Source organism: Shouchella oshimensis (genome assembly GCF_004375095.1).
Classification (GTDB): Bacteria; Bacillota; Bacilli; order Bacillales; family Bacillaceae_D; genus Shouchella; species Shouchella oshimensis.
The window spans coordinates 878,250-890,212 of the sequence record NZ_SNUX01000001.1; the positions used below are offsets into that span (position 1 = coordinate 878,250).

General features: G+C 37.9%; 15 protein-coding genes. 4 read left to right on the plus strand and 11 right to left on the minus strand.

Features of this window, described 5'->3' with window-relative positions:
* The first annotated feature begins 8 nt into the window (after positions 1-8).
* Positions 9-641, plus strand: a complete 633-nt coding sequence (locus tag E2L03_RS04570; protein WP_038482128.1) for a deoxynucleoside kinase — start codon at positions 9-11, stop codon at positions 639-641.
* Positions 634-1,263, plus strand: a complete 630-nt coding sequence (locus tag E2L03_RS04575; protein WP_038482131.1) for a deoxynucleoside kinase — start codon at positions 634-636, stop codon at positions 1,261-1,263. Before E2L03_RS04570 ends, E2L03_RS04575 begins: the two co-directional genes overlap by 8 nt.
* A 1-nt stretch (position 1,264) precedes the next feature.
* Here E2L03_RS04575 and E2L03_RS04580 read toward each other — a convergent pair whose 3' ends face one another.
* The 6 genes from E2L03_RS04580 to E2L03_RS04605 form a co-directional block, all read right to left on the minus strand.
* On the minus strand, positions 1,265-1,870 hold the full coding sequence (locus E2L03_RS04580; RefSeq protein WP_134258627.1) for a restriction endonuclease: 606 nt from the start codon (positions 1,868-1,870) through the stop codon (positions 1,265-1,267).
* Between the two features lie 116 nt (positions 1,871-1,986).
* Entirely contained in the window at positions 1,987-2,961 is a 975-nt protein-coding gene (locus tag E2L03_RS04585; protein ID WP_134258628.1) for a siderophore ABC transporter substrate-binding protein, read from the minus strand.
* Between the two features lie 101 nt (positions 2,962-3,062).
* Positions 3,063-3,878, minus strand: coding sequence for an iron ABC transporter ATP-binding protein (locus E2L03_RS04590; protein ID WP_051667583.1), 816 nt, complete (start codon positions 3,876-3,878; stop codon positions 3,063-3,065).
* Positions 3,875-4,828, minus strand: coding sequence for an iron chelate uptake ABC transporter family permease subunit (locus tag E2L03_RS04595; protein ID WP_134258629.1), 954 nt, complete (start codon positions 4,826-4,828; stop codon positions 3,875-3,877). Before E2L03_RS04595 ends, E2L03_RS04590 begins: the two co-directional genes overlap by 4 nt.
* On the minus strand, positions 4,818-5,771 hold the full coding sequence (locus E2L03_RS04600) for an ABC transporter permease (protein WP_055737459.1): 954 nt from the start codon (positions 5,769-5,771) through the stop codon (positions 4,818-4,820). Before E2L03_RS04600 ends, E2L03_RS04595 begins: the two co-directional genes overlap by 11 nt.
* Positions 5,772-5,943: 172 nt before the next feature.
* On the minus strand, positions 5,944-6,579 hold the full coding sequence (locus E2L03_RS04605; protein ID WP_124742382.1) for a phosphatase PAP2 family protein: 636 nt from the start codon (positions 6,577-6,579) through the stop codon (positions 5,944-5,946).
* A gap of 132 nt (positions 6,580-6,711) precedes the next feature.
* Here E2L03_RS04605 and E2L03_RS04610 point away from each other — a divergent pair, with 132 nt between their 5' ends.
* Positions 6,712-6,858 (plus strand): Fur-regulated basic protein FbpA, encoded by a 147-nt coding sequence (locus E2L03_RS04610; protein ID WP_078440069.1) that lies wholly within the window; start codon positions 6,712-6,714, stop codon positions 6,856-6,858.
* 8 nt (positions 6,859-6,866) lie between these two features.
* Here the strand turns inward: E2L03_RS04610 and E2L03_RS04615 are convergent, their stop codons facing one another.
* The 4 genes from E2L03_RS04615 to cyoE form a co-directional block, all read right to left on the minus strand.
* Positions 6,867-7,361 carry a small multi-drug export protein gene (locus E2L03_RS04615; RefSeq protein WP_038482145.1) on the minus strand — a complete coding sequence of 165 codons (495 nt, stop codon included), beginning with the start codon at positions 7,359-7,361 and terminating at the stop codon, positions 6,867-6,869.
* A gap of 198 nt (positions 7,362-7,559) precedes the next feature.
* Positions 7,560-7,931: a DUF1516 family protein gene (locus E2L03_RS04620; RefSeq protein WP_038482148.1), complete on the minus strand. Its 372-nt coding sequence runs from the start codon at positions 7,929-7,931 to the stop codon at positions 7,560-7,562.
* Positions 7,932-8,000: 69 nt separating this feature from the next.
* The gene (locus E2L03_RS04625; RefSeq protein WP_038482152.1) at positions 8,001-8,495 is read right to left on the minus strand and encodes a CcdC family protein; all 495 of its coding nucleotides are present in this window, start codon (positions 8,493-8,495) and stop codon (positions 8,001-8,003) included.
* Between the two features lie 83 nt (positions 8,496-8,578).
* On the minus strand, positions 8,579-9,505 hold the full coding sequence (gene cyoE, locus E2L03_RS04630; protein ID WP_236702473.1) for a heme o synthase: 927 nt from the start codon (positions 9,503-9,505) through the stop codon (positions 8,579-8,581).
* A gap of 309 nt (positions 9,506-9,814) precedes the next feature.
* Here cyoE and E2L03_RS04635 point away from each other — a divergent pair, with 309 nt between their 5' ends.
* A complete protein-coding gene (locus E2L03_RS04635) occupies positions 9,815-10,747 on the plus strand; it encodes a manganese-dependent inorganic pyrophosphatase (protein ID WP_134258630.1) in 933 nt (310 codons plus the stop codon).
* 28 nt (positions 10,748-10,775) lie between these two features.
* Here E2L03_RS04635 and E2L03_RS04640 read toward each other — a convergent pair whose 3' ends face one another.
* A complete protein-coding gene (locus E2L03_RS04640; protein WP_095150553.1) occupies positions 10,776-11,963 on the minus strand; it encodes a Ger(x)C family spore germination protein in 1,188 nt (395 codons plus the stop codon).

An 11,963-nucleotide genomic window follows, 5' to 3' on the forward strand; every position in this document is an offset into this window, starting at 1 on the left:
GATGGTAAATGGATGGGACATTCATCTGTGTTGAAGGTGTAATTGGCGTCGGAAAAACCACACTCGTAACAAAACTTTCCGCACAATTTCAAACAGAGCCATTGTACGAGATTGTAGCTGAGAATCCGTATTTGGAGAAATTTTATGATGACATGGACGCGTGGAGCTTTCAAACAGAGATGTTTTTTCTCTGCAATCGAGTGAAGCAATTAGAGGATATTGGAAAAATACTTACAGAAGGACAACCTGTATTATCCGATTACTATATAGGAAAAAATCTTATTTTTGCTCATCAGACGCTAGATGAACAAAAGTATGATCAATATAAACGTATATACAACATCGTAAGCGAACACTTACCTAAACCAAAAGGAATTCTTTATTTAAAGGCTGATTTTGATACAATTATGCATAGAATCAAACAAAGAGATCGCTCGTTTGAACGAAAAATGGACCCATTTTATATTCAATCTTTAATGCAAGACTACGATCAAGCAATGACCGCAATAAGCGACGTCATTCCTGTGTTAACCATTGATACGACTCATCTTGATTTTGTCACGAATCAAGACGATCTTAATTTAATCATCCAACAGATTACCTCTACATTCGGTTCATTAAAGGAGAATAAACATGACTAGTATTCCATCTAACGCGATTATTACAGTTGCTGGAACTGTCGGTGTTGGTAAAACAACTATGACGAAAAAGCTTGCTCAAGCATTACAATTCAAAACATCCTTTGAAAAAGTCGACAACAACCCATACTTAGATAAATTTTATGCAGATTTTGAGCGATGGAGCTTTCATCTTCAAATCTATTTTTTAGCAGAACGATTTAAAGAACAAAAAGCAATGGTAGAAGACGGAGGAGGCTATGTACAAGATCGCTCTATCTACGAAGATACGGGGATTTTCGCTAAAATGCATGCTGATAAAGGTACGATGACGAAAGTCGACTACGAAACGTATACAAGCCTATTTGAAGCCATGGTGTTAAATCCTTATTTCCCTACTCCAGATGTTCTCATTTATATAGATGGTGATTTAGATGCCATCATTAACCGTATTCAAAGTCGTGGCAGAGAAATGGAAAAACAAACCTCAACAACCTATTGGGAAGAAATGCACGGCCGTTATCAAGATTGGATTTCATCTTTCACTGCTTGCCCTGTTTTAAAGCTTAATATCCAAGACTATGATTTAATTAACGATGAAACGTGTATTCAAGACATTGTAAAAAAAGTTGAACAGTACTTTTAATTTACTTAAGGAAATAATCACCGACTTGTATTTTTCTACCATTAGTGGCAACCTCGTCTAACTGGTTGCCACGGTTTTTCTTTTCCGGTATATGCGGTGTTGCTAGTAGCCAGTAAACATCGTCCCACTTATCTTTTTTTATAAGCTTAATCATTTCCACGATATCGTCACGAACTAAGAAATGCACGTCAGTCGCCGCTGCTAATTGCCAACAAGAGTCTGTTACGCTTTCAGCCGTTGTCAGAACAACACTTTTTGATGCTTGATAATACGCTTTTGCTGCATAAATCTCTTGAACACTACTTAATCCCAGATTTGCGCCATAGCGCTTTAGTTGAATAACTATCGTCTCATTATCATCATCTATTAAGACTAAATCTGCACCGTAATCTCTGCTTTTCTTCGTCTGCCACGTCTTAAATCCGCTCGCAGCATAGACTACAGCCATATAGTCTTCAAAGGCATGTCCATCCATTCGATCAATCTGCCGAAGTGTCACTTTTTTAACATCTGTTTGATTGCGACGGGAGGCTTTCTGCCAAATCCATATAGTCAATAGTATGATAAGACTGACGCCAATAATGCCAATAAGTTGATTAAATTCCATTTTCACTCTATCCTTTATGTTCGTCTCTTTGGAAGCATACACAAATTGTACGTACACGTCAAAAAAAGTAAGCAACAGCCAATAAGCTGTGCTCACTTTTTCTTCTTTATGCTTTTTTATTGCTCATATGCTGCATTGATTTCATCAACTATCATTTTGACAGATTCTAGACCACTACCACTTAAATACCATACTTCACTATTTAACTGATAAATATTGTCGTCTTGATACGCATTTGTGCGTTGAACTTCTTCATTTCCTAATACTTGATCAGCTGTTGCAGAATTTCCAATTGACGCACCTCGGTCAATCGCAAAAATGTAGTCAGGATTTGTTTTAGAAAAATATTCGTTTGAGACATTGCTGCCATGACCTTCAGCTGGAATATCTTCGTCTGCTGCCGGAATGTTCATGACATCATGAATAATTCCAAAGCGGGAGCCGATTCCATATGCGCTTGCAGAGCCTTCATCAATTGAAACAATTAATGCATTTGCTTCACTTTCAGCTGCTCGGCCTTGAACGTTTTCAATAACATTGTTAATCTCGGCTAATTGGCTATCTACTTCCTCAGAAGCATCAAAGATTTCGCCGATAACACTCATGTTTCTTTCAAATGTCTCCATAAAATTTTGATTATCTACTTGTAAAAAGACAGTTGGTGCAATTTCGCTTAACTCTTCGTAATTGTCCGATGCACGTCCTGAAATAAAGATAACGTCAGGGTCCATTTCGTAAATCTTTTCAAAGTCTGGCTCGAATAAAGAGCCAATGTTCTCAACATCACCATTTTCTAATTCTTGCAAATATTCAGGAACATTACTCCCCATTGGAATACCAGAAATATCTCCTCCAATAGCTCTGATAGAATCTGTTACACCGTGGTCAAATGAAATGACTTTTTCTGGATTAACCGGAACCTCTATCATATCACCATTCATTGTCTCGACTTCAACAGTTTGTTGCTCTTCTGTATCGTTTCCTTCACCTGAAGAGACGTCATTCGTATTCTCTTCGCTCTCTCCATTCCCACATGCTGCTAGAAATAATGCTGCTCCTGCTGTTACAAACCACTTACTTGATGTTTTCATTTATATAATCCTCCTAAGAAATGTTGGTTTATCTTTGTCATCCTTTTTACGTGCTATGTAGTAAATACGTTCAAACTCACCTCCCTCGATTACTAGAGCCTTTAATTAAAGTACACACAAATTTTATTGCAATTGACTTCTTGTATGGCGATTTCCATATCATAAATATTGCGCAGTGAATCTGAATTGATGATGTCGTGACAATGACCTTCTTCAACAATCTCCCCATTTTTCATGGCCACAATATTATCAGAGTAACAAGAGGCAAAATTAATGTCATGAACGACTATAAGAATGGTCTTATTGCGCTCATCAACTAAGCGCCGTAGTGTTTTCATAATTGAAACAGAGTGCTTCATGTCCAAATTGTTTAAAGGCTCATCAAGAATAATGTACTCTGTATCTTGTGCCAGAACCATTGCAATATAGGCTCGCTGACGCTGTCCACCGCTTAACTGATCTAAATATTTATCTTGAATATCTCGCAGAGACATAAAATCAATTGCATCTTCTACAAATGCCCAGTCTTCCTTTGTTAACCGATTTTGTGAATAAGGAAATCGTCCAAAGCTCACTAATTCGCGAATCGTCAATCGAATGTTAATGTTATTCGCTTGTTTTAAGATTGAGATCTTTTTTGCTAGATCTTTGCTTTTATAGGATTCAATTTCTTTACCATCAATTAAGACTTCCCCATTATCTTTTTTGGCAATACGGCTAATAAGAGAAATTAAGGTACTTTTCCCAGCACCATTTGGCCCAATAAAAGAAGTAATGGTGCCTTTTTTTACGTCAACACTGACGTTATCTAGCACTTTTTTTCCGTCATAATGCTTACTTACTCCGTTTACTTGTATCGCCACTGGTAACGTTTTCCGATCAATCCGTATTTCGCGATCAATTAATGCTGTTGTCATGTCGTTTTCGTCCCCCTTAATAATAAGTAAATGAAGTAAATTCCACCGACGAAGTTAATGAATACACTCAGTGGTGCAGAATATGAAAATACTCGTTCCACTAATAATGTTCCTCCTACTAAAGCGATGATGCTGACTAGTGCGCTTACTGCAGCCATATGAGTGTGTCTAAAAGTCGGCAACATCTCTCTAGCTACGTTTACAACGAGTAATCCTAGGAACAAAATGGGCCCAACTAGCGCTGTGGAAATGGCTACGAAAATGGCTATCATAATGAGAAATTTTCGAATCGCTTTATCATAGGGAACACCTAGATTAATCGCTTGGTCTCTTCCTAATGAAATAGCATCCAAATATTTCAGGTATGGCCATATGTAAAGCATTGTACACCCAATTAACACCGCTGATAGCCACAGTAGGTCTACGTGGATATTACTAAAACTAGCAAACATGCGGTTTTGGATTGTCAAAAAGTCATTTGGATCAATGATCACTTGCATAAACGTTGAAAGACTAGAAAATAGCGTTCCAAAAACAATTCCTACTAGTAATAAAAAGTAAAGATTTTGTTGTTCACGTCTAAAAAGCATGACGTAAAGTAAGAGTGCAAATAATACCATAAAAACAATGGATAAGCCGTAATTTACGTAGCGGCTTACTGCCACTATTCCTGCTGTGCCAAATACAAACACCAGAATGGTTTGAATGAGCACATAGAGCGAATCAAGCCCAATAATACTTGGTGTTAAGATACGATTGTTCGTAATGGTTTGGAAGACCAATGTTGAAAAAGCGATTACCGCGCCTACTATAATAATAGCTATTACACTTTTCGCTCGTCGTGGAAGTGCATAACCCCATACCCCAGGCGATATTCCTGAGAATAAATAAAGGAGAACTAACACAAGCGCCCCGAGGCCGAAGCCAATATAAATCCATTTAGCTCGCATACTTTGGCCTCCTTAAGAGCAAATAAAGGAAAATCCCGCTCCCAATGACGCCTACCATTAAACCAATTGGTATTTCGTATGGATAAATAAGGACTCGACCTAAAATATCACATGCCAGGAGGAAAATAGCTCCAAATAACGCCGTATGCGGTAAACTGTTTTTTAAATTGTCTCCACGCATAATAGATACAATATTCGGTATAATCAACCCTAAAAAAGGAACTGATCCAATCGTAACGACAATTGTAGCTGTGACCATCGCGACAATGAGTAAACCAATATTCATAATGCGGTTATAATTCATTCCCAAGTTTGTTGCGAAATCTTTCCCTAAACCAGCAACCGTGAAACGATTGGCAAACAGGAATGCAATAAACATTAAAGGAATACCTATGTAAAGCAATTCAAAATTCCCACGAATGACAAGGGCAAAATTTCCTTGCATCCAAGAGGAAAGAGATTGTATTAAATCGTTTTGATACGCAATGAACGTTGTAATAGAATTTACAACACTTCCAAGCATTAAGCCTACCAATGGTACAAAAATGACATTTTTAAAACGAATTCGTTCTAAAATTTTCATGAATAATAGCGTGCCACCTAGCGCAAAAGCAAATGCGACAAGCATACGCTCCATTGTACTTGCCTGCGTAAATACAAGCATGGCTACTAAGATACCTAAGCGAGCCCAATCCATGGTTCCAGCCGTTGTAGGCGATACAAATTTGTTCTGCGTTAATTGCTGCATAATCAACCCACATACACTTAGGCTAACGCCAACAATGAGAATGCTCAAAAGTCTTGGAACTCGGTTTATTACAATTGTTTGGACTTCATCATCAGTTAAACGAAAAAGATCAAGTGGTGAAATGTCGTGTGCACCAATAAAAAGTGAACTAATCGATAACACAATGAGAATCGGCAAGAGAATCTTTATTTTCATGCTGTTCTGTACATGATTAAACCATGCATGTACCTCCCTCTCTTTAATAGTGATACTCATTATCAATTACATTCCCATTCTACCACCTCACACGTGAGAGTCAAGAGTAAATGAGAAAGAATATCATTATTAATTAGAAAGACCGTTACATGTGCATACAAAAAAACATAGCTCATAAGGAGCTATGTTTATCCCGTTTATAGTAAAACCAATAAAAGAACGTTAGAATGGCGCCACTAAGGAAGAACCCCCCCAGTACATCTGTCGGGAAATGCACCCCCAAGTAAACTCTTGATAGTCCCATTAATACAATCATCATTATTGAAAAACTACAAATAGCAAAACGAATAGATCGACGTTCACTTCGTTTCCAAATAAGAAAAGCGACTACGCTATAAAAGGATACAGCCCCCATTGTATGTCCGCTAGGAAAACTATAAGTCGACAGTTCAATAATCATAAATTCTTCTGGTCTAACCCGAGCCACGCTGTATTTTGCAGCAGTATTTAAAATACCTGTTGTAAGCAATACCGATGCTGAGAAAGAGACGTCTTTAAGTGGAGAACGGCTGACCAACAAAAACGTTATGAGCAAAATTCCTAAGATGACAACCATTTTTGTTGAGCCAACAAAAGCCAGGCCATCCATTAGCATAAGCAAACCATCTGTACGATTTTGTTCAAACCATGATAGAATGGCACGATCAAAGGCGGTTACAACGGTGGTTCGGTAAGTTAAGAAAACTACGAAAAAAGCCACAACAAGTAGCACACTTACGCGCAGTGGCGTTTTTTGAATACTGTTCATCCTACTCTCCTCGTAAACTTATCCTGTTACGTCCACGCTACAAACTTAGACGAACAGATCTTTTGAAATCATTTCCATAATCGCGTTTTAGTTTCCACAGATAGTGGAATAACTAAACTGGGAGTGATCATCATGATAGAAAAGCAACTAAACCAGACCGATCAATTAATTGACAAACTGATACAACAAGGGATCTATAAAATAAATGATCGACACTTATTCGAGTTAAGTGAAGAAGAAATTAAAGGGTTTTACTCAGTATGGGGGAAAGAAGAGTAGTGACAACTTTACACTACTCTTCCTCCAGCTTGAGGCCCAAAGAATGGTTCAAACCAGTGACTCGCATAAACAGAAACAATTCCAAACACAATTGCCCAAATGACAACCCCTACTAACGTCCAAAAAATAGCCAAACCTTTTGGTACACCTAACGCTACAGCCGTAGCAGCCGATAAATGACTACTTAGCAAAAAAGACCCTAAGATACCAACTCCAGGCATACCATACTTCTCTAAGTACTTCTGCGTTTTTTCTTTTCGTCTATTTGGCTTTTCTTCTCCTTTTTCTTTTGCTCGCTTCACCATAAGTGAACGAATTTTGTCACCTAAAAGAACAATAGCAACTACACCAAAGCTATTCCCGATAATGGAAACAATGACTACAGGGATAACAGGCTCTCCCATCAAAATGACACCTACCGGGACTGCAATCATGTATTCCACTAATGGAATAAACGACCCAATTAATAAAACGAGCATGAGTGATAAATCGACTTCAGCCATATTCTTTTTCTCCTTTATTTACACTAGAATCAACCAATTAACAAAAAAAGCGCATGAGCAGCGTCTTCTTTATGAGCTCATTACAGCTAAACGATGTGTACTAACTGAATGGCATCTTTGACTAAGCAACTAGAATAGCAGCTTAATCATAAAAGAAGAACGTCCAACTCAAAGCGCTTCAAAACCGTATTTCAGTAATTAGAAATTAATGACACCAAATCCCATTAATACCACAACTAGTACTAACACAAGAACGATAAACAGCGAACCAAGACTATTTTCATTCCGCTTTGCCTTTCCAGCCGCCATTTCCATAAATCCAATCACTAATACAGCTAGAAGACCTTTTACAACGTAGAAGAGATTAAAGTTAAGCGCAACCAACATCCCTATTCCAGATACAAGCATAAAGAGATAGAATAGTCTTGTAATCATATGTAAGATTGTAGCTGCTTTCAATTTTCTACTTCTATATAAAACAAACGCAACAATAAAAAGGACAACTAGAAATGCCCAAGAACCTTCGTGTATACCTCTGAAAATGTTATAGTACTCCGTAAAAAAGTCCATTTTTGTTCATCCTCCTTTCCATTATTTCTCTGTTAATAGTATACCGTCTCTGTTTGCAAAATGCGAATGTTACGAAGTAGGATACTGATTCAGATTTTGCTTAAGCTTCGCGTAACGTCTTAGCATCGCAATTCTCCAAGGCAAGAGCATGGAAAATGCCAAAATAAAAAACATACCTGATAGCTCGGCTGGATCAATGTTCTGGCCGACAACTAACCGAAAAACAATACGAACAAGTAGCAGGATAACAAGAATATAAGCAAATGCCTTTGAGCGCTTTAAATAAATATCGCCATCACGAATTTCAAATTTAGACGTGTAAATCAATATGAGAGAGAAAATAAATCCAACAACCACTGCTTCAATGACGTAAAATAATGGAGGTCGAGTTGGTTCATAAAGGAACATGAGTGCTCCTGTAGACATAGCGAGAGGGGGAATCATAATTCGTCTTGCTGAAGTCGGCCTTTTGGCAGCTTTCATTCGAATAATAAGAGCCGCACTTCCCATTAAAGCCGCAATGACAATGGGGATGACAACTAAAACCCAATTTGTTTCTTCCATAATAATCACCCTAACATTAGGCATTCATTTGATATGTACTGAATAAAAGGTGCCTTGCGATTATACAAGGCACCTCTTTTTTATTAGAACAATGGAGCTAGCATAGAGAAGCCGATGATGACGGCAAATAAAAGAACCAAATGGTTTAATGAGAAAACAAACATAAACGTCGCCCACTTCTTAGGTTCCATTCGCTTATGCCCAACAATGCTCATAATAAGCCAAGCGAATGCTAAAAGAAATGCAACAACTGTAATCACCCAACTTACTGACACAAATAAAAAACTTGCAGCTATAAGGGCAACTAAATAAATGTTCGTTTGCACGTACGTACGTCTAAACCCTTTTACAACTGGTAGCATTGGTACGTTTGCTGCTTTATACTCATCATGTCTACGTATCGCAATCGCATAAAAATGCGGCATTTGCCAAATAACCATGACAACAAAAAGTCCTAAAATAGCTGGGTGTAATAAATCTGGAGAAATGGCAGCCCAACCAATTAATGGCGGAACGGCTCCACCAATACTCCCAATTTCCGTGTTGTAGATCGTCCGTCTCTTTGACCACATTGTATAAGGAACAACATACAAAAACAGACCTAAGAAACCAAACAAAGCAGCAAGTGGTGTCGCTAACAGCAGCAAAAGAATTCCAACTAGCGATAATGAAATCCCTAGAATTAGCGCATTTAATGGCTGCATTCTCCCTGTAACCGTCGGTCTATTTTTCGTTCGATCCATAATGGCGTCAATATCTCTGTCATATAAGTTATTAAAAGCTCCTGCAGCTCCTATAACCAGTGCTGAACCAATGACAGCAAATAGTATTTCCATAAAACGCTCGTTAAGTGTTGTCCCACTTACATAGAGCGCCAGACTTAGACCAGCAATCATTGCTAATAAGTTTGATTTTATAATCCCCGTCTTTAATGTTTCTGATAATACTTGTGAGAATGCCTGCTTAGGCGCAGCAAGAGAGGCTTTCTTTTCTATTTTTATTGACCGCAATCCTCTCTTCCCCCCCATCTGTTAGTATGATTCGTTAAAAGAATACCTTCATTTTATCATAAACTTTGAACGTAGAAAGAAGCTGACAAAACTGTCGTTTGCTTGTCAAGAAGTTATGGCTAATTCTTGAACAACCCTTGTCCTTTTCACATCTCTTCTATTATACGCTTTTTAAATAGTAATGCAAAGCAAATCACGAACAAATATGAATTTTTGTCAGTAAACGTTGAAGCATGTCTTAACCTAGCCCATTTGAACATGATATGATAGGGTAGATTATAACTTATGGACAAAAGGAGTCATAAACCAATGTCAAACCTGTTAATTTTCGGTCACAAAAATCCAGACACAGACACGATTTGTTCTGCTATTGCATATGCAGATCTTAAATCCCAATTAGGCTATCAAGTAGAAGCCGTTCGCTTAGGAGAAATAAGTAGCGAAACTGCTTATGCCCTTGAAACGTTTCAAGTAGAGGCACCGCGTTTCATTCAATCTGCCTCAAATGAGACAAAAGAAGTCATTTTAGTCGATCATAACGAGCGTCAGCAAAGTGTTGATGATATAGATAGCGTTCATGTTCGTGAAGTGATTGACCATCACCGCATTGCTAATTTTGAAACAGCAGACCCAGTTTATTATCGTGCAGAACCTGTTGGTTGCACAGCAACAATTATTTACAAAATTTATCAAGAAAAAGGATTGTCCATTCCTAAACATATAGCGGGACTGATGCTTTCTGCTATTATTTCAGACTCTCTTCTCTTTAAATCCCCAACGTGTACGGAGGAAGACGTAGCAGTTGCAAAAGAATTAGAGCGTATTGCCGAAATTGAAGCTGCAACCTATGGCTTAAATATGTTAAAAGCAGGAGCAGATGTTTCTAGTAAAACATCAAAAGAACTGTTGACAATTGATGCAAAAGAATTCTCAATGAATGATTTTTCAGTAGAAATTGCACAAGTGAACACCGTTGATATTCAAGAGATTTTAACAAGAAAACAAGAGCTTGAGACGGAAATAAACAGTACGATTAAAGCAAAAAACTTGGATCTTTACGTGTTAATTATCACGGACATCTTAGAAAACAATTCCACAGCTTTCGTAATTGGAGAAAAAACGGCTGTTTTTGAAGAAGCATTCAACACTTCTTTAATTCAACATATAGCGTCACTTCCTGGCGTTGTATCACGAAAAAAACAAGTGGTTCCTCCGTTAACCGAAAGCTTTTTAAACAAATAGAGTAGGCATTCGCCTACTCTATTTCTTATTAACGCTTTTGCTCTTCCTTTGGTACACGGTCCCGATAGAACTCATATTCACCAGTATGCTCAATAACCGCGCTCACCGTAATGTTTCTAAGTGAGGATTCATTTAATTGAAACGATTGTTCTAACCGTTGATACGAGCGAATGTCACTTCGATAAAAATGGTTTTCTAAACTGTATACATCTTTTCCTTCTTCCAAACTAAGCCGATACGTGTCTCTTATTTGTTTTTCGATTGCTTCTTTAATAAGTTCAAGAAGTTCATTTATCGTTTTAGAAGCACCTAAGGTTTCGTCTGGTGGAAAATCTAAAAGCGATGCATTGATGTCAATATACAAGTCAAAATACACTTCTTCATTAATCACTTCTATATCCACTATACTTTTTGGACGAATGATATTTAAAGCTGCAACTGTTTTCCCCTCTTCTTCAATTTGGAGTGGGCTAATGTCGGTTTGATAAGTAAGCCAACGTAAGCCAGCAAGCTGAAGATCGGTAAACGCGCTTATTTCTGACCCACCCTTTAACAAAATGGCACCATCTGAAGACAAGGAATCTTTTTTCTGTCCATTGTTATTTTTTAATTCTTTTTTGTTAACGCCAATTCTCGGTAACACAACGGTACGGCCTTTTTCTGGGAAATTGCGCATAAGTTGGTGCAATGTAAGTGGTTCAATAAATGCTCGTTCTTTGTAAACCGAATTTGGGTTAAACAGCTCGGTATGAACAATGTCGCCAAACATGTTCGTCAAAAGGAGAATATCTTCCAAGTTTTCTTGAGTGCCAAACACCCAAGGGGTAGTGCGAATTTGTTGAAAGCGATACAGTCCCTCATTGATATCGATAAGCGGCTCGTGTTTAAGCGCGTTCATATTATAAACGATAACATTAACGTGACCCCAGTGAAGAACTTGGTTGGATCTTGAGCTAAAATTCTCTAAAGCCATTAAGATTGTTTCCCCTCTCGCTTTACCTACCCAAGCACCTGATTTTTCTTGATTCATACCTTCTTGATTCACAGAAAGCTGACCAAAATCCACTGACTGTCCGTATATGACATAATCCTTTTCGTCCTCATCATAGTCAATGCCAAGGGCGGTAATGTACTGAATATCTTGAAGATCAGTCGAATCCCAACAGGCACTTAAACAGATTGCGCCTAAAACGAACATGAGCACCAATTTTTTCAC